Origin of the sequence: Lysinibacillus sphaericus OT4b.31, from assembly GCF_000392615.1 — a bacterium.
Lineage (GTDB): Bacteria > Bacillota > Bacilli > Bacillales_A > Planococcaceae > Lysinibacillus > Lysinibacillus sphaericus_B.
The window spans coordinates 4,040,374-4,060,075 of record NZ_KB933398.1 but is presented as its reverse complement, the minus strand read 5'-3'; the positions used below and the strand labels follow the sequence as shown (position 1 = coordinate 4,060,075).

Here is a 19,702-nt window from a genome sequence, read left to right as displayed (position 1 = left end):
GAATGCACAAAGTAAGCTTCTTTAAATCCATTCATGTCAAGCTAGTGCTAATTTATATCTTACTTATCATGCTAGCTTTGCAAATCATAGGCATCTATTTCGCACGTGAATTAGAGCGAAATTTGAAGAGTAATTTTCAAGAATCCATTTTTCAACGTGTTGATTTGATGCAATATAGCATTCGTGAAGAAATTTTAAAAGAACGCGATGAAAGTATGCCAACGCGTGAGGAAAGCCTAAAGTCCATCGTGAAGGAATTCTCAACAGGCTTGAAGGATGTTTCAAATGGAGATATTTTAGAAATTCGCGTCATAGATAACCGGCAGCGTATACTTGCGACGTCAGAAGCTGAAAACCAAAATTTAATTGGACAACGTTCGAATACTGACCTTGTCCGTCGTGCAATTTCAGCAGAGACTTTATTTGATATTATAAAAATCGACAATAAAACAAGAGATCGTGTATGGGTACTAGCAACGCCAATTCGTGATGGCGCAGGTCCTGATGATGAAATTATAGGGGTACTCTATATTGAATCGAATATTGAATCGGTTTTTGAACAAATGAATGATATTAACCGTATTTTCCTGGGTGGAACAGCGATGTCCTTAGTTATTACTATCTTCTTAGGAATTTTAGTGGCTCGCACAATTACACAGCCGATTGCTGATATGCGGAAGCAGGCACAGGCCATGGCAAAAGGAAACTATTCACGTAAAGTGCGAGTTTATGGGACAGATGAGATCGGGCAGCTTGCTCTTACCTTTAACCATTTGACGAATCGCTTGCAGGAGGCGCAATCGACAACAGAGGCAGAGCGACGTAAGCTCAATTCGGTTCTGAGTAATATGACAGATGGCGTTATTGCCACAGATCGCAAAGGGCGTATTATTCTTATTAATGATCCAGCACTTGAGCTATTGCATATTTCAAGAGATATAACATTAGGTCGTCCAATTGCATCTGTTTTAGGCATCGATCAGGAATATAGTTTTGAAGATTTAATTCATATGAATGATGCAGTAAATTTAAATTTTAGTACGGCAGATGCCCCGTATATATTACGGGCGAATTTCTCAGTTATTCAAAAAGAGACGGGCTTTATCAATGGTCTAATTACCGTGCTACATGACAATACGGAGCAAGAAAAGATTGAAATGGATCGTAGAGAATTTGTATCCAACGTTTCACATGAACTCCGAACACCTTTAACAACAATGCGCAGTTATCTAGAGGCGTTGGCTGATGGGGCGTGGAAAGATGAAAACATTGCGCCAACATTTTTAAATGTTACACAGACAGAGACCGAGCGTATGATCCGTTTAGTCAATGACTTGTTGCAGTTATCCCGCATGGATAGTGCAGATTATGAGCTGAATAAAGACATTGTCCTATTCAATTCATTCTTTAATCGCATCATCGATCGCTTTGAAATGTCTAAGTCTGACAAGGTAGTATTTGAACGCTTATTCCCAGAGGCATCTTATTATGTTGAATTTGATACGGATAAGGTGACACAAGTTATCGATAATATCATTTCCAATGCTATTAAATATTCACCAGACGGTGGTAATGTACGCTTTGGCTTTACCGTTCAGGGGAATATGTTGAAGGTGATGATTTCCGATGATGGTATGGGGATTCCAAAAGAAAATGTCGGTCGCATATTTGATCGTTTCTATCGAGTAGACCGCGCACGTGCACGCTCTATGGGTGGTACAGGCCTTGGTCTAGCCATTGCACAGGAAATGATTGAGGCACATGGCGGGAAAATCTGGGCGGAAAGTGATGAAGGTCATGGCACAACGATATTCTTTACATTACCATATGATTTAGACGAATTTGACGAGGCAGGTGAGTGGGAATGAAGTATATTGAACCAGTAAAATCAGCTGTTTTATTTCTACTCGTTATGCTGAGTGTGGTATTGACCTTTATCATTTGGACATACACGCCGGATTATAAATTTATTGAACAAACAGAAGGTAAGGAAATCTTAATCGGGCCACAAAAAAGTACGGAAGATGTCATCAGACCATATAAGGCTATAATTCGGGCTGAAGATGGATTTACAGGAACTGTATCGAATGGCGCTATGAAAGATATGATGAATGCCTTTAAGGGCTGGAACATTCTTGATTTAGTGCGAATTAATAATAAAATTTCACCAGACTATGTAAATGAGCTGATTCGAGCAAATAATCGCATGACGGTCTTTTTTGCAGGAGAGATTCCCTTCTCAGCATTTAGCTCTATTTTTCAATTTGCCGATAAGGAACTACCAGAAACAACGTTCAATCGTATGATCATAGATTGGAGCCAATACAACAATAAAGAATTACAGGTATTTTTCGTTAGTAGCAATAATGATTCATTGTTGCGTTCTCATGTAAGCCTTTCAAACGCCAATCAGTTTGTAAGGGATATTATTGAGCCTTCAAAACAGTATGGTGTTTTTAAAGAGGTAGAGCGTGATGGCTATACATCACTTTATGTAGCTAATGACAAAATTGAATCTGTAAAGTATACGTATTATATCGATGATGAACAACTTTCACTAGAATCATTTAAAAATGTGTTATTTACAGATCCAAATATTGTACAACGTACTGTTGAAAGCACGACATCTGAAAAATATACAGATGGCATGTCGCTAATGACTGTCGATAGGAGATTAAAATCACTAAACTACGTGTATCCAGCTGCAGAAAGTAGCGAAAGAATAGAGCCGTCAAAGCTATTAAATAGTAGTTTTGAATTTATCAATGAACATGGGGGCTTTACAGCGGATTACCGGTATGTATCAACAAGTACAAGTAAAAATCAATTGGATTATCAGCTCTACTTAGAGGGGCTCCCGGTATATAGTGATCAGGCAACAACCCGAATTACAACTGTTTGGGGAGATAATCGCATTTTCCGTTATAAACGACCATACTTTACATTAGATATGGATATACCATCGGAAAAAGAGATTAAAGAATTGCCATCTGGAACAGAAATAGTTGAAAAAATTCATACGCTTAATAATATTGTATTATCTGATATAGATGAAATTGTGGTGGGCTATTATTTAACAAAGGAAGAAAACGAACAATTATTTAATCTAGAGCCAAGGTGGTTTGTTATACGCAATGGTGCATGGATTTTATTGACGCCTGACATGCTCGGAGGTGTCAAAAATGGATTGGAATAGAACAAAGTCCATTTTTATTATGGTTTTTTTAATCTTAAATATTTTTCTATATTCGTTGTATGTGAATCGTTACGATGAGGCGCAGAACGTTGAGATACCTGGTGAGAAAACGATTGGGGCACGATTAGAAGACGATAATATTACGTATGGAGCACTCCCTAATAGCATAGAGTCGGCTACGTATATTTCAGGCAAAGTCCATATTTTTACGCCTTCTGAATTTGCAAATTCAAATCATCAAGTGGACCTTTCAGTTGAAACGAGAGCGCGGGTAATTCTTGAGAGTCCTGTGAAAGTACGAAATATAAATGACGATACGAGCTTTACAGAGTTTGCCCAAGCGCACATCAAAGAGGGTACTTCCTATGCATTATGGAAGGTTGACCGTGAGGAACGGGTTGCAATCTTCTTCCAGAAAACAAATAATGGAATGCTTTATTACAATAAGAGTGGTTTATTAAAAGTACAATGGAATTCGAATAACGAAGTCACAATGTATGAGCAAACAATGATTGATAGTATTGAAGAGATGGAGCAACAGGAAAGTGTGATTCCACCACTTCAAATTATACAAACATTGTATACAAAAGGACTACTAAAGCCAGATTCGCGGATTACGCAAATGAAGTTAGGCTACTCGACACTTGTTTATTTAACTCGAACGCAGGTACTGGTCCCAACATGGGAAATGCGTGTGAAATTATCTGATGGGGAAACCGAAGAGTATTTTGTCAATGCTGTTGAAGGTAATGTTATTGAATTCCAAGAGGATAAGCAAGAGGACAAGCAAGAGGGCGAAGAAGAAGACTGGGGAGTTTAATTATGCGATTTAGTGTTTTAGCAAGTGGCAGTACAGGCAATTCGATTTACGTGGAGAACGACGATTATGCATTTATCGTCGATGCAGGCTTTAGTGGTAAAAAAATGGAGCAGCTATTTACAAAAATCGACCGTAATATGAAAAAGCTAAATGGCATATTGGTAACACATGAGCATAGCGATCATATTAAAGGAATTGGTGTATTGGCACGAAAATATAGTGTACCAATTTATGCAAACGCCAAAACATGGCAGGCAATGGATGGGCTCGTAGGTGAAATTCCAGTAGAGCAACGTTTCGAGTTTGAAATGGATACTGTGAAACATTTTGGCTCATTGTCGATTGAATCCTTTGCCGTATCACATGATGCCGCAGATCCAATGTTCTATACTTTTCATGAGGACGGGCGTAAACTTGTTATTATTACCGATACAGGCTATGTCAGTGATCGTATGAAAGGTATTATTCGTGGGGCAGATTCCTTTGTATTTGAAAGTAATCACGATGTCAATATGCTACAAATGGGGCGTTATCCATGGTCGATAAAACGTCGCATTTTAAGTGATGTAGGACATGTGTCAAATGAGGATGCAGCTATTGCCATGAGTGAGGTCGTTTTTGAAAAGCAGACTAATATTTATTTGTCACATTTAAGTAAGGATAACAACATGAAAGAGCTGGCGCGCATGAGCGTAACGCAAACCTTGCAATCATGCGGTATTATAGCAGGCGAATATGTTCATTTATTTGATACAGACGCGGAAGAGCCAACAAGGTTAGTAACCGTTTAACATAAAGGCCAATGATGATTAATTGGCGTGCCGGAGGCTCAGTCAATGCTCATAACAAATACAAAAATCAAACATTGATTTACCAGAGGCTTCTAAAAAGAAAAGCTGTTCAATCGCATTTTTAAGTAAATGCATTGAACAGCTATTTTTATGTCCATTTTATTTAGTTTTCATCTGATTTTAATGTTTGAATCGTAAGATAAGGGTAACAATTAACAAATAGCAGTCAATGGAAGGATGAGGACGATGAGTAATTTTCAAGATAACGATAAAAACAGTGATTTTCTAAATAATGATGAAATACAGAAGTCACCTTTACAGGAGCGACTCGAACGTGAGGAGCGAGAAATGCAGTCAAAACGTTTAAAAAAGAAAGGTGGCGGTGGTAAGGGTGGTTACTTCTTCAGCGGTCTTATCGGTGTCATTATTGGCGCTTTACTCGTTTGGCTAATGCTACCTGGACTTGTCAATCAAATGCCAGGAACAACAACAAACGGCTCAGACAAAAATGACACAACCATTAATCAGGTAGCAACAGAAGTAACAACAGACGTCACAGCAGCGGTTGAAAAAGCCTCAGAGGCTGTTGTGGGAATTACCAATATTCAAGAAGTGACAAGCAACGGCTTTTGGAGTCCACCTTCGACATCAACACAAGAGGCAGGAAGCGGTTCAGGTGTTGTTTATAAAATAGAGGGCGACAAAGCCTTTATCGTAACAAACAATCACGTTATACAAGGGGCAAAACAGTTAGAGGTAACAATGGCGGATGGCACGAAAGAAGAGGCTCAACTAGTGGGCCGTGATGTTTGGACAGACCTAGCTGTTATTTCAATTAGCTCTAAAAATGTTAAAACAGTTGCAACGTTCGGTAACTCAGATGTCTTAAAACAAGGTGAAACAGTAATTGCTATAGGGAATCCACTTGGTTTAGATTTTTATGGTTCTGTTACAACGGGTGTTGTTTCTGGTAAAGATCGTTCGGTGCCAGTCGACTTAAATGGAGATGGTACGGAAGATTGGCAGCAAGAAGTTTTACAAACCGACGCGGCTATCAACCCAGGTAATAGTGGTGGTGCATTAGTTAACTTAGCGGGTGAATTGGTCGGCATTAACTCCATGAAAATTGCTGAATCATCTGTCGAAGGGCTAGGCTTCTCCATTCCAATTAACTCAGCAATTCCAATTATTGAGGAGCTAGAACGAAATGGTGAAATGAAACGTCCAACAATGGGGATCTCGTTAGCTGATTTAACAGAAGTACCGGCATTCTACCAACAACAAACGTTGAAATTACCAGAAGAAGTGACAACAGGTGTTGTGATTACGCAGGTAATGGATAACTCCCCAGCAGCTAAAGCAGGAGTAAAACAATATGATGTTATTGTGGAAATGGATGGGGAGAAAATTGAAACAGCCATTGATTTAAGAAAGCATTTGTATAATGAGAAAAAGACTGGTGATGATTTAACAATGAAAGTATATCGTCAAGGTAAATTAGTAGAGCTATCATTAACACTAACAAATAGTGATACACTATAAAGTGATGTGGATAACTAGAAAATTGTGAATAGAAACTTTACACAGCGAGTAGTGGAAGAAAGCCTTTTCTTTCCTACTCGCTTTTCCTTTGTTACAATAGATTGTGGATAACATAGACTGATTTGTGAATAAGTTTGTGGAAATTTCGGAAAATAAGGAGTCAAGTAAAAATGGAAAAATACAGCTGTGAAAAGCATATAGAACACGCTTTAGACATGTTCGTGGCAGAGCAAAAAGTATTCCCAATTATGGATAAAATCGAAGAGGGTAAAAAGTTATCCACAAAATGCAACTACTGTGAACAGCCAGCAGAATATATTGTATCAAGGAAATAACTTTACACAATATATAGGAAGTGTTTGTGGATATGTTGATAACTTTTGTGGATAAGTTGTTTGTAAATGAATTGTAAAGGTGGATAACGTGTGAATATAACGATTGTATCAGTCGGGAAACTAAAAGAAAAGTATTTAAAAATGGGAATCGACGAGTACATAAAGCGTCTAGGTAGCTACGCAAAGATGGATGTAATTGAAGTGCCAGACGAAAAAGCACCCGAGCAGCTAAGCGATGCGGAAATGGAAATCGTCAAGAAAAAAGAAGGCGAGCGTATACTTTCTAAAGTTGGTCCAGACACATATGTGATTGCCCTTGCCATCAACGGCAAGATGAAAACTTCCGAAGAAATGGCTGCAGATATTGAGTCATTAATGACGTATGGGAAAAGTAAAATCGCCTTTGTAATAGGTGGCTCTCTCGGCTTACACGACGATGTATTGAAGCGTGCCGACGAAAAGCAATCATTTGGCAAAATGACATTGCCCCATCAGCTGATGAAGCTTGTGTTGATCGAGCAAATTTATAGAAGCTTTAGAATTATGAAGGGCGAGCCTTATCATAAGTAAATGAGGTTTATAAGGCTGGGACATAACTAGCTGATAGTCAAGAAAAAGAGAATTCGATGTCATTCGAGTTCTCTTTTTTTCTGGATTCAATGAGTTCTCCCATTTTCTCTACCCTATTTCTCTGTGGATACCCGTGTATTTTTGGAGATTGACCACCATTAATGCAAGGTCTACTTCGTTTTCAACATTTGATTTTCCACTGGCAGAGAAGAGCGAGACGCAAATTAGCCATCAAGAATCCAAAAACGGGTTCTACATTGATTTTTCGTTGTCGATAGATGGCAACCCCTGTTTTTTCTTCTGAAAGCTTTGTACTATATTTTCCTGTTATTGGGGTTTTGTCTCAGCCTCTTCTTAGTCATAGATTGACAATGATAATCATTATCGATAATGTAAAAATAGGCGAGAGTCTTCATGCCCACCTTTCCGCATTTCAGCCGCAGATTTTTGATTGAATCCGAGCCAGTTAAAGGAAGAGACTCGGATTATGGCCGCTAATAGATAGATTCATAGCAGCATGATGAGCAATATAGAAGAAATGGCTCAATCCATAGTTCAGGGGATATGTGAAGAGGAAGGGGAACTGACCTTAAAATCGGTTCTCGATGCCAATGCCTTCTAGCTTGAACAGTAGCTTGTTGAATCGTATGTGCTGTTTGTGGTCAAGAGCTGCACAGGATGTACAATGATGATCTCGAGATTACCGGCAAACTATTATTGAAATGAGGTATGCAATGTGAAAATCGATGTTAATCAGTTAGCAGAGCATTTAGCACACACTCCTTTTCAAGTAGAAGGAGTATATCGATATGCTAGAAATTCAGGTGTGCCTTACGCTGACTATACAGATTCTTTTCCTGGATTTGTTTTTCCACTTACAGGAAAGACACAATTTCAATTTAATGGCACGCCTTATATCCTTTCGCCAGGAAAAGTTGTGCATGGGGGTGCAAAAATGAAACTAGCTCAAGAAATTTTTGGTAACACCAATTGGGAATATATACTTGTTTTATATCGGATATGTAATTCAGAACTAGAAGAGTCAAGCTTTTCTCATCAGCATTTTGAATTACCAACAGGACAATCTCCTCGTCTTATCGAATTAATTATGCGTCTTTGGCATGTATATAATCAGCGTGGAGGCATTTCGATGTTTCAGACCGAAATGCTGTTTCGCGAGGTACTGAATGAAGCCTTATTATGTGTTGTTAATAGGCAAAAAAGCTGCTGTGAATCACATACTTTATTCGAACGGGTATCTAATTATATTCATGAATACTATTATCAAAGCCTTACAATAACATCACTTGCAGAACAAAATAACGTTAATCGAAATCGACTTTCGTATGTATTTAGAAGACATGCAGGTATGGGACCTTCAGAATATTTATTAAAATATCGTATAAACATGGCGCAAGAAATGCTATTTACAAGTGATGCACCTGTACAACAAATTGCGCAAACTGTTGGAATTGCTGACCCCTTTTATTTTAGTAGGGTGTTCAAGAAACAATTTGGTATTTCTCCTACTGAATATCGAGAGAAGTTCATCAATAATCCATGCTAATTTCAACAAGCATCCATTCTAATCTAAAAATTACTTTACTATACTAATGACATACCAAAGAAAATAATATGTTGGAGGAATTTCGTATGCTAAAGATTAAAGGCCTGCTAATCTCAATGCTATTATTAGCAGGCATACTAGCAGGTTGTAATGAAACATCTGCTGAAAATAAAGGATCAACTATAGAAGGCGTATCTACATCAGCAGTTAATGTAGATGCAACTGATTGGCCAAGAACATTTAAGGATGCCTTAGGTAAAGAAATTATTATCGAGAAAAAGCCAGAAAAAGTGGACTCGCTATGGTATTTTTATCCTGAAATATTAGTTGCATTAGGTGAGCCACCTGCTGCTACTACTGAAAAAGAGTATCTATCTTCTTTATCTTATTTAGAAGGAAAATTGGATTCAGCTGAAGAATTAGGAGATAAATTGTCTCCTAGTATTGAAAAAATGCTATCTACTGAGCCTGATTATATTTTAGCAACAGAACATCATGAAAAATTGTATGATTCACTAGAAAAAGTTGCGCCAGTCATTACGTTAAAATCCAAGGATATCTATGAAAATTGGCAATATGGACTCCGTACAGTGGCTGAGATTATTGGAAAGGAAAACGAAGCGGAAAAAGTAATTGATAAAATGATGAAAGAAATCACAGCTAGGCGTGAAGCATTAAAGCCGATTCATGGAGAGTCAGTAGCACTTATATTGTCTTGGGATGGAAAAACTTTTAATGTTCTAGGGGAAGCAAATCCTGTTTATACACTTGCGTTTGATAAAGAAAAGGGACTGGGGCTTACACCAGATGATACATTAAAAGGTAATAATAATAAATTTACTACGTTTGAAGGAATTTCAACTGTTCAAGCAGACCATATTTTCCTTATAGGTGACATTACAAAAAAAGAAGAATTAATGAATGACTTAAAACAAAGTAATGTATGGAATAATCTAAATGCCGTAAAGAAAGGTAATGTCCATTTAATGGACACTTCTGCTATTACTGGTGGCCCATTAGCTATTGAATACGCTTTGCAAAATATAACAGATGCCCTGCACAAATTCTAAAAAGTCGAAAAAATAAGGAGAGATGAATATGCATTACCAAGTTATTAATATCAATGAGAATCTATCTCAATTAAGCGAGCTCTGGTCTCCGAAAGTCGTTGGTGAAATAAATGATTTTCAATTCAAACTGGTTAAGATTGCTGGTGACTTTATATGGCACGAGCATCAAGGCGCCGATAAGGTATTTATTGTGCTCGAAGGAGAAATGTTCATTGCTTTTCGTGATGGTCAGGTGAAAATTTCCAAGGGAGAGATGTTTATTGTTCCAGGAGGAGCCGAACAAAAGCCTTTCGCCGAAAAGGAATGCCATATCATGTTGGTGGAGCCTAAAGGCGCAGTAAACTCTGGCGGTACTGAGTCCGAATAAACAGCAGCCAATGCTACTTGAATCTGGTGTTTGTTACTAGTATCACAAAGAACCGTATCATAAGTAAGTGAGGTTTATACAAAACATAGAAAAAGCATCGTTCTAGATTTTAGAACGATGCTTTTTTAGTAATAAGCAGATATTAAAAAACACCCCTAAATGCCGCTTTATAGGAGTGTTTTTACATTTATATATATGTTTAATTATAGAAATAGAAATCAGGTCCAATACATTGAAAAAAATGTGAACCCGTGGTAAATTTATATAGATAGACACTATATAAATGAAAAGAGTATATTATCCCTATTTTAATTATAGAGTATTTTTTTTCTTTAGTCAACCCCTACATTTATATTTTTAAGGAGTGAATGCTATGAATTCGGAGTTTCAGCAGGAGCAAAAACGAGTGGACAATGTAATGGAGACCATTACAGAGCAAATTAGCAGATTGAAGGAAGAAACTTCGCAGCGCAAGAACGAAGTGGTCAATATTCGCAAACATTTTTGGGATGAAATTAAGGTGAACATGGATACCTTCGACGATTTTCTTGAGACTGTCATCGGCTTAAGACAAGAAGCACAAGCACTGTCCGTAAGCCAAAGCACCCACAAACATGCATCTAAGAGATTATCTACGCTGCACCGTATGCAGAAGGTTCCTTACTTTGGCCGAATAGATTTCATAGAAGAGGGAATGTCATCTCAGGAACAAATCTATATTGGAATCTCTTCGCTTATGGATAAAAGTGGCGAAGATTTCCTTATTTACGACTGGAGATCACCTATCTCCAGTGTCTATTACGATTACCAGCCCGGTCCTGCCCAGTATGCAACACCAGGAGGAGGCATAATCCAAGGGAAGTTGGAGAAGAAGTGGCAATATCTTATCCGCGGAGGTGTTCTTCAATCTATGTTCGATACCAGTCTCACTATTGGAGACGAGATTTTACAGCAGGTTCTTGGTCAAGGTACAGACAAACATATGCACAGTATAGTAGCTACTATTCAACAGGAGCAAAACCGGATTATCCGTCATGACCACAGGAGGCTGCTCATTGTTCACGGTGCAGCTGGCAGTGGTAAGACATCTGCCGCTTTACAGCGAATTGCATATTTGCTCTACAAATATCGAGATAGTCTGAATGCAGATCAAATTATTTTATTTTCACCTAATTCAATGTTCAACAGTTATGTGTCCAATGTACTACCGGAACTCGGCGAAGAAAATATGCAGCAGGTTACATTTCAGGAATACTTGGATCATCGGCTAAGTAAAAAGTTTCAGGTTGAAAATTCCTACGAGCAATTAGAATATGTTTTAACTGCAGTGAATACTCCTGCGCACAGGTCAAGAGTGACGGGCATCCGATTCAAAGCATCTAGCCGTTTTTTTGAGGTCATCAAGTCCTACAGAAAGTCGCTTGAGTTAAATGGCATGCTATTCAAGGGCATTAACTTCAGAGGAAAGCCGATTGTTACCGCCCAACAAATTGTAGAAAGATTTTATAACAGCGACACCTCGATCAACTTCCATAATAGACTTGAAAAGTTAAAGGAATGGCTCATACAGCAAATTAAAGAAGCCGAAAAAATCGAACGGACGAAGCCGTGGGTACAGGAAGAAATTGAGCTGCTTAGCAACGAGGATTACCATAAGGCACATACCTACTTAGCGAAAAAGCGAGGCTTTGAAGGAGAAGCGATTGCTGATTATGAGATGGAACCTGAAACACTTGTACGATTGATTGTTCATCATAAATTGAAGTCGTTGCGAAAACGAATCCAAGCGTTTCATTTTATCGACATTAAGGAGATTTACAAGCAGCTTTTTGCAGATCCCGTGCAGATCAAACAGTGGATAGAGGGGGAAACACCCGCAGAGTGGGAGGATATTTGTCAAGTGACGTTAGAAATGCTAGACGAAGGCAAATTATTTTACGAAGATGCTACTCCGTTTTTATTTATGAAAGAGTTGATCCAAGGTTTTCAGACAAATCGTTCGATAAAGCACATACTTGTTGACGAGGCGCAGGACTACTCACCATTTCAATTTGAGTTTTTAAAGCGATTGTTTCCTTCTGCGAGGATGACTGTGCTAGGTGATTTTAATCAGGCGATTTTCGCACATGCCAGTGAAATGGCGGATTTTCACATCCTTAGCAGTATATACGGACAGGATGAAACGGAAATAATCAACATGACGCGCAGTTACCGTTCCACAAAGCCGATCATCGAATTTACACGTAAACTAGTCCCTAACGGCGAACAGATTGTTCCTTTCGAACGTGATGGCGGGGTGCCTGTGCTGACACAATTGTCTAATCGAGCAGAATTACACCGCTGCATTGCGTCTAAAGTCGAAGATTTGCAAAGACATGGCTATAATAGTATTGCCATAATATGCAAATCAGCCGAGGAAAGCAAGCGTGCTTATGAAGCCTTATCCAATATTGAAGATATTAAGCTCATAAAAAATGGCTCACCTGAGTATGAACAAGGAGTTGTTATCATTCCATCGTATTTATCCAAAGGCATCGAATTCGAAGCTGTCATCATCTATGATGCATCGGAGCTAATATATGGTGATGAGAGCCTGCGCAGAGTTTTCTATACTGCCTGCACCAGAGCGATGCATGATTTGCAGCTTTATAGCGTAGGTGAACCGAGCCCATTTTTGCACAACGCTTTGCAGGAAAGCCTCATTCAAATTTGACCTCATTGAACTTTAAAAACATTTTCTAATAGTGGGGTCAAAGTCAATAAAATGGCGAGTAATGAAAGAAAATGATGATCTTTAATTAACGACTATAATTAACTTAAACCTCATTTAATTACATTACGCTCAACCGTATCAAAAGTAAGGGTGGAAGTTAGAAAAAATAAATGGCTTCCATCGTAATGAATGCTTGTAATCAATAGAAAAAACTCAAAGAATGCGAAATTTATATTTGATTTCGCATTCTTTTTTTCTAAAAGAAGGAATGTTCATGTTATAATTGATAACGATTATCAATTAGGCATCATCGTAATGTGGAGGAGAAAAAATGGACAACGAGGTAATACATAACTACATAGTGCTGTGGGATCATGCAACAATTAAGGTGCTAGATGTTCGCTATTTCATAATGGATGATGGAGAAAAGCTACCAACCTATCGTTTACCGACAAGTGCATTTTTGTTTGCGATGAATGGTAGTGCTAACATAACGTTGGATGGTAATGTACAAATAGTAAAGCCATTTCATGTTATGCATGGCGGTAAGGGCATGCACATTGAAATTACTGCCAATAACCATTTTGAATATTATATAATTTTCTATAAGGCGAGACTTCCTTTATACAGTAGTAAGAAGCTGATGCAACTGCTGGAGTACAATAGCCCCTTTCAAATACATTATGGATTTACTCCAAAGTATCCACTTACCCTGTTCGAAAACGTTAATCTTATGTATACGGAATGGCAGAAGGGAGGCGTTTTGGAAAGACTACATGTAAAATCAATATTTTATCGCTTCGTATATGAACTTCAACATCAAGTATATGAACAAAATAACAAAATAGAAAAATCTGATTTATCATCACAGGTAATGGGCTATGTACAGCAAAAATATAACCAGCCGATAACGCTGGAATCACTTTCTCAAGATTTGAATTATAGTGCACAGTATTTATCTAGAACATTTAAGCACCAGACAGGACAAAGCCCGATAGCATATTTAATAAAGGTAAGGATGGAAAAAGCACAGAAGTTGCTTTTGTATACAAATGCAACAGTGCAAGAAATTGCAGAGCATGTAGGATACTCAGATCAGTTTTATTTCAATCGTACATTTAAAAAGTATACAAGTGTGACACCAGGGAACTTTAAGAAGCATACACTTGAAAAGCAAAAGGTATTAGATTCTCCATATCATAGGTACGGATTTTCCATTGTGAATAAAAATTCCAACCATTATAGTTTGATTGATGGTGATAATCATTATCAATATGGTGGAGAGGAAGATTTATTGATGTTTAAGGGTCGAAAAGCATCTTTACTAGCAACATTATTGTTGTGCTTTACTTTATTATTTAGTGGCTGTTCGAACGAGGGGAGTACGAATACAGGTGCAGTTATTCAAGGTCAAAGTGAAACAACAAATATAGAAACCTATACATATAAAGGGGCAAATGGGGAAGTGGAAATTCCAAAAAATCCTCAACGTATTATAGTTGTGGCAAATAACCATGTTGGCTATCTCCTAGCGTTAGGTATAACACCCGTTGGTATGTCAGATCGAGCATTAAGTAATCCATTCTTTGAGGGGAAAATTGATGGTGTTGAAAGCTATGGAGATAGTTCATCATTGGAAAAAATAGTAGATTTGAAGCCTGATTTAATATTTACATTAGATAATATGGAAAATCTAGATAACATCGAGAAAATTGCACCAACAATTGCTATTAAGTACGGTGATAAAGATTATAGAGAGCAACTACTTGAGTATGGAGAAATACTTGGGAAAGAAAAAAAGGCACAGGAGTGGATTGCCAACTGGGATGAAAAAATAGCAAAATATAAACCATCCATTCAAGGGATTGTAAGTGATCAAAAGGTTTCCATTCTTGGAGGAACTGCTAAATCAATTGGGGCGTTTGGAGATTTTTATGGTAGAGGTGGGGAAATCATTTACAAAGAATTTAACCTGAAAGCGCCAGATATTATTCAACAAGGGGCAATTGATAGTAAAGAAGGCTATTACTCACTTTCACTCGAAAAGCTTCCTGAATATGCAGGGGATTATCTGTTTATTTCAGAGAACTTAGAACAAGAAATAAAGGAAAATGTTTTATATCAGAGTCTTCTGGTTGTAAAAAATAATAGGGTATTTCCTATAGATGAAGATGCTTACTATTTTAATGACCCTATTTCCTTAGAGCAGCAGTTAGAGGAAGTTGTAAATCTTTTTAAAAGTACACAATAAGGGATAATAAAAGTGTCATACCAACCGTTTCTGCCCTTATGATAATGCAGTGGCTGAAGCGATGTTTAAGGTATTGAAAGCGGGACACAGGGCTATTTAACTCCGGTGGAATTCAAGCAGCAGTCCTTCTAAAAGTTGTTTAAATGGCCCCGATCGTAATGAATGCTTGTAATCAATAGAAAAAACTCAAAGAATGCGAAATTTATATTTGATTGCGCATTCTTTTTTCTAAAAGAAGGAATTTAACAATACTGCTCGAACTATGGAGATAGAAGGGGAATGAACAAATTTAGAATAGTTTAATAAACTAGTAGATACCCTAAAAGCTACCCATTTTTGAATAAGAATGAGAAAAATATGTATTAATAACAAGGGGAAAAGAGAGGTTCATAATGATTCAATTCCAGAAAGATAATATTACTGTTTTTCAAAGTGCATTATATATGACTACATCGGCAATAATTCAAACTAATGACGCTGTAATTATGACAGATCCTAATTGGTTACCAAATGAAGTTGAAGAAATTAAGCGCTATATAAACAAGATTATAGGTGATAAACAGCTTTATATTATTTACACACATAGTGATTTTGACCATATTATTGGATCTGGTGCCTTTCCAGCAGCTAAGGTAATCGCATCTAAAGAATTTGATGAAAATCTAGACAAAGAAGAAAGCATAGAAAGAATTAAAAATTTTGACCAGAAATATTATTTGAAAAGAAGCTATACACCCATATATCCAACAGTAGATATTGTTGTTTCAGAGGATGGACAAAAATTAGATTTGGATTCGGTAACCATGACATTTTATAAAGCACCTGGTCATACAAATGATGGTTTGTTTACAGTGATTGAGCCCTGTGGTCTTTTTCTTTCAGGAGATTACTTGTCAGAAATTGAGTTTCCGTTTATTTTCAGCAACTATAAAGACTATGTGAATACTGTCAATAAAGCTGAAAATATTTTGCTTAATCATCAAATAACAACGCACATACCTGGACATGGTACTACAACACAAAATTTACAGGAAATTAAAAAAAGGATAAACTGTTCGAAGTATTACTTAAATCAACTACTTCATGATAACGGAGAGTTAGAAAGATATTTAAGTAAGGAGTATCCATTTTTTGAAGGTATGAAAGGAATTCATACTAACAATAAGGAGATGGCAAATCAAGAATTTTAAGAAAAAGATTGTGACAAATATGATTTCGAAGAAAGTACTTAATAAATTGGCGATTTATCTGGGGAAAACAGTCTGACTAAATAATAAGTTAGGCTGTTTTTTGATTGTAAATTACTCTTTCTTTAGATGATGTATCAATAGTCCAAGAATTCATTAAAACGTTCCTTAATTCGTGCATATTTTCAGGACATTTTACGATACTATGTCTAGATATTTATCTAATTGGCACAGAAGGGAAGAGGCGTAATTGGCTAAGCACTCAGATACAAGCTGGAAACAGGATCATCCAAGTACTCTGTTTAGCAACTCTGTTCAAAAGGCAGAGCGTTTGCTGAAGCATGCAAAGTCACATCCGGAGGAGATAGCGATTGAGCATGCTTTCGATCAAATAGAACATGCAGAAAATGCTCGATTCAATGCAGAACAATATGGTGAACATCTGGATACAGTTCAACAAAATAATGAATACTTAGAGGAGATCAAGCAACAATTACACGACATGCGAGAGAACGTAAAAAAGCAGTAAGGCAATGACCTACGCCATTGTGAAACTTGCTGTCAATTTGACAGTCGAAATAAATGAAACGGTTTGAGCCTTATAATGGACTCAAGCCGTTTCATTTTCTGGTTTACCTATATAGTTGGCTTTCAGAGAACCTAGTTATAGCGACTTTCAGTGATATGTTGCCCAGATGAGAGACGTGTTTTTTAGCTAACACCAGACGATTATTTCATACGGCGTAGTTTGTGCAGGAATACTCCTTGTAGTTGGGCCATAGATGACAATTAAGTTTCGATTAGCAGGATTTTTTGAAAAAGGCTGCCCATTTTTAAGTAAGATAGGGGTATAGGGAGACAGATTTAATTGTAATTGACCATCACTACTCACCAATTGGCTATTAAAAAAGTCTACTTTCACATTTTGATTGTTGTTTTCCTTTACAACGATAATTGCTCGATATTGCGGAGGATATATCATAGGTACAGGTACATCGCCATCATAATAGCCAGTAATAAAATCACCAAGAGACACAATTTCTTGGTTTACAAAGTAAGTAGAAGGTGAGACCACAAAATTGACGATGCCACCAGTACCATCTTCTACCGTCAGTAGTTTATAACATCCTTCTCCTTCCCCATTTTGCCCGATTGTAAAATCATTCATCTGTGTAACAATCCCACGAAAAGATATAAAATTTACCATAGCCATTCCTTTCTTTATAAAATCTCAAACGATCATTGGTAAGCCATGTTTATCTAAATGGAAAAATAATTTGATTTGAATTCAATCTATCGTAAAATGAGTACCTTTAGTACAGTATGTAACATATCCAATATGGGTGACAGATGAAACATAAAGGATGAAATTATATTTTACATAAATCATTACATAGGGGAGCTGGCAAATAATCAATTTTTAAATAATAGAAAATATTCGCGTAACTGTGAATCCTACCACGTATTCACAAGTAATAGACTAGCAGGGCAAGTCAAAGCTTAACTCTTTGCGAAAAGGCTTTGATTTTGTATGTCCATAGAATAGTTTGCGCGGATTTCCTACTCTTTATCACCTTTTAAATAGATAACAACTGTTATATAATAGAGGCGATTCTAATGTAAGAATAATTGTAATACACAATGAGGTTGTTAAGACAGAAAAGGTATGTGACTATTTACTCCTTAGCTTGCTGAAACACCTAAGCAGGAGCGCCTACATTCTTTCTGCGAATATTGGTATAAGGATGGTAAAAATGAGTAGCAAACAAATTAAATCAGACGTCATCTTAATTGGTGCCGGAATCATGAGTGCGACTTTGGGGACAATGCTCAAAGAATTAGCACCAGATTGGAATATTACCGTGTTTGAGAAACTTGCAAACGCCGGAGAAGAAAGCTCGAACGAATGGAATAATGCGGGAACAGGGCATGCAGCATTGTGCGAGCTTAACTACACTTCAGAAAAACCAGACGGATCGATCGATATTAGCAAGGCCATTAATGTGAATGAACAATTCCAGGTTTCTATGCAGTTTTGGTCATATCTTGTTAATCGTAAGCTCATCCAAAATCCAGAAGACTTTATCATGCCATTACCGCATATGAGTATGGTAAAAGGCGAAAAAAATGTCGCGTATTTGAAAAAACGTTTTGAAACGATGGCTAATAATCCGCTGTTCAAAGGGATGGAATTTTCCGATAACCCTGAAAAACTAAAGGAATGGATTCCACTTATTATGGAAGACCGTCCAGCAGATGAAGCGATTGCGGCAACAAAAATTGACACGGGTACAGACGTTAACTTTGGTGCTTTAACGCGTATGCTTTTTGACAATTTAACAACGCAAAACGTCGATATCAACTACAAACATAGTGTCGAAAGCATTAAACGTACGAAAGACGGCTCATGGGAGTTAAAAGTACATGATATGGATGGCTGTAAAATGGAATATCATACAGCAAAATTCGTCTTCCTTGGAGCAGGCGGAGGAAGCTTAGAGTTATTACAAAAATCAGGTATTCCTGAAGGCAAACATATCGGTGGGTTCCCAATTAGTGGATTATTCATGGTATGTAACAACCAGGAAATTGTGGAACAGCATCATGCTAAAGTATACGGCAAAGCTGCAGTTGGTGCGCCACCAATGTCTGTACCACATCTTGATACAAGATTTATCGATAACAAAAAATCATTACTATTTGGACCGTTCGCTGGTTTCTCACCGAAGTTCTTAAAAACAGGTTCAAATATGGATTTATTTGCTTCTGTAAAACCGCATAATATTACCACATTATTGGCGGCAGGCGTGAAAGAAATGGGCTTGACAAAATACTTGATCCAACAATTAATGTTATCGAAAGATCAACGTATGGAAGAGTTGCGTGACTTTATCCCGACTGCGAAGAGCGATGATTGGGATATTGTCGTTGCGGGTCAACGTGTACAAGTAATCAAAGATACTGAAGCTGGTGGTAAAGGAACGCTTCAATTTGGTACCGAAGTGGTCAGTGCGGCCGATGGTTCCATTGCTGCTTTACTAGGTGCTTCTCCAGGTGCATCTACTGCCGTGCCAGTTATGATTGAAGTGATTAACAAATGTTTCCCTCAGCAGGTAAAAGAGTGGGAACCAAAGTTAAAAGAAATGATTCCTTCTTATGGCATCGCATTAGTGGAAAACCCAGAGCTTCTTGAAGAAGTGCATGCTTCTACAGCGCAAGTACTTGGTCTAAACAAAAACTAATCAAATAAAAAATAAAGAACCTTTCATCCGTCTTTGGATTGAAGGTTCTTT

General features: G+C 37.5%; 16 protein-coding genes and 1 pseudogene. 15 read left to right on the top strand and 2 right to left on the bottom strand.

All coding sequences use genetic code 11. The features are described from left to right. The first annotated feature begins 2 nt into the window (after nt 1-2). The 7 genes from walK (at nt 3) to rlmH (ending at nt 7,254) form a co-directional block, all read left to right on the top strand. Nucleotides 3-1,868: a cell wall metabolism sensor histidine kinase WalK gene (gene walK / locus H131_RS18805; protein WP_010860712.1), complete on the top strand. Its 1,866-nt coding sequence runs from the start codon at nt 3-5 to the stop codon at nt 1,866-1,868. After that, the gene (locus tag H131_RS18800) at nt 1,865-3,196 is read left to right on the top strand and encodes a YycH family regulatory protein (RefSeq protein WP_010860711.1); all 1,332 of its coding nucleotides are present in this window, start codon (nt 1,865-1,867) and stop codon (nt 3,194-3,196) included. Before walK ends, H131_RS18800 begins: the two co-directional genes overlap by 4 nt. After that, nucleotides 3,183-4,016, top strand: a complete 834-nt coding sequence (locus H131_RS18795; protein WP_010860710.1) for a two-component system regulatory protein YycI — start codon at nt 3,183-3,185, stop codon at nt 4,014-4,016. Before H131_RS18800 ends, H131_RS18795 begins: the two co-directional genes overlap by 14 nt. Nucleotides 4,017-4,018: 2 nt before the next feature. Further along, nucleotides 4,019-4,807 carry an MBL fold metallo-hydrolase gene (locus H131_RS18790; protein WP_010860709.1) on the top strand — a complete coding sequence of 263 codons (789 nt, stop codon included), beginning with the start codon at nt 4,019-4,021 and terminating at the stop codon, nt 4,805-4,807. Between the two features lie 246 nt (nt 4,808-5,053). Beyond that, nucleotides 5,054-6,349 (top strand): S1C family serine protease, encoded by a 1,296-nt coding sequence (locus H131_RS18785; RefSeq protein ID WP_010860708.1) that lies wholly within the window; start codon nt 5,054-5,056, stop codon nt 6,347-6,349. A 170-nt stretch (nt 6,350-6,519) separates the two neighbouring features. Continuing rightward, nucleotides 6,520-6,684: a CxxH/CxxC protein gene (locus H131_RS23930; RefSeq protein WP_010860707.1), complete on the top strand. Its 165-nt coding sequence runs from the start codon at nt 6,520-6,522 to the stop codon at nt 6,682-6,684. A gap of 90 nt (nt 6,685-6,774) precedes the next feature. Then, complete coding sequence (rlmH, locus tag H131_RS18775; protein ID WP_010860706.1) at nt 6,775-7,254, top strand: 23S rRNA (pseudouridine(1915)-N(3))-methyltransferase RlmH; 480 nt, start codon at nt 6,775-6,777, stop codon at nt 7,252-7,254. Nucleotides 7,255-7,362: 108 nt separating this feature from the next. On the opposite strand, the pseudogene H131_RS25540 reads toward rlmH, so the two are convergent. Beyond that, nucleotides 7,363-7,564 (bottom strand): annotated as a pseudogene (locus H131_RS25540) (transposase); the annotation flags it as partial. Nucleotides 7,565-7,990: 426 nt separating this feature from the next. On the opposite strand from H131_RS25540, the gene H131_RS18770 reads away from it, so the two are divergent. The 7 genes from H131_RS18770 (at nt 7,991) to H131_RS18740 (ending at nt 16,938) form a co-directional block, all read left to right on the top strand. After that, entirely contained in the window at nt 7,991-8,821 is an 831-nt protein-coding gene (locus H131_RS18770) for a helix-turn-helix transcriptional regulator (protein ID WP_010860705.1), read from the top strand. 86 nt (nt 8,822-8,907) lie between these two features. Next, nucleotides 8,908-9,891, top strand: a complete 984-nt coding sequence (locus tag H131_RS18765) for an ABC transporter substrate-binding protein (RefSeq protein ID WP_010860704.1) — start codon at nt 8,908-8,910, stop codon at nt 9,889-9,891. Between the two features lie 28 nt (nt 9,892-9,919). Next, nucleotides 9,920-10,258 carry a cupin domain-containing protein gene (locus tag H131_RS18760; RefSeq protein WP_010860703.1) on the top strand — a complete coding sequence of 113 codons (339 nt, stop codon included), beginning with the start codon at nt 9,920-9,922 and terminating at the stop codon, nt 10,256-10,258. Nucleotides 10,259-10,631: 373 nt separating this feature from the next. Then, a complete protein-coding gene (helD, locus tag H131_RS18755) occupies nt 10,632-12,971 on the top strand; it encodes an RNA polymerase recycling motor HelD (protein WP_010860702.1) in 2,340 nt (779 codons plus the stop codon). A 331-nt stretch (nt 12,972-13,302) separates the two neighbouring features. Continuing rightward, entirely contained in the window at nt 13,303-15,222 is a 1,920-nt protein-coding gene (locus tag H131_RS18750) for a helix-turn-helix domain-containing protein (protein WP_010860701.1), read from the top strand. 392 nt (nt 15,223-15,614) lie between these two features. Next, on the top strand, nt 15,615-16,412 hold the full coding sequence (locus H131_RS18745; protein WP_010860700.1) for an MBL fold metallo-hydrolase: 798 nt from the start codon (nt 15,615-15,617) through the stop codon (nt 16,410-16,412). Between the two features lie 247 nt (nt 16,413-16,659). Next, nucleotides 16,660-16,938, top strand: coding sequence for a hypothetical protein (locus H131_RS18740; protein WP_010860699.1), 279 nt, complete (start codon nt 16,660-16,662; stop codon nt 16,936-16,938). Between the two features lie 186 nt (nt 16,939-17,124). On the opposite strand, the gene H131_RS18735 is transcribed toward H131_RS18740, so the two are convergent. Continuing rightward, nucleotides 17,125-17,616: a hypothetical protein gene (locus H131_RS18735; protein WP_010860698.1), complete on the bottom strand. Its 492-nt coding sequence runs from the start codon at nt 17,614-17,616 to the stop codon at nt 17,125-17,127. 511 nt (nt 17,617-18,127) lie between these two features. Here H131_RS18735 and H131_RS18730 point away from each other — a divergent pair. Then, the gene (locus tag H131_RS18730; protein ID WP_268891049.1) at nt 18,128-19,651 is read left to right on the top strand and encodes a malate:quinone oxidoreductase; all 1,524 of its coding nucleotides are present in this window, start codon (nt 18,128-18,130) and stop codon (nt 19,649-19,651) included. Nucleotides 19,652-19,702: the final 51 nt, after the last annotated feature.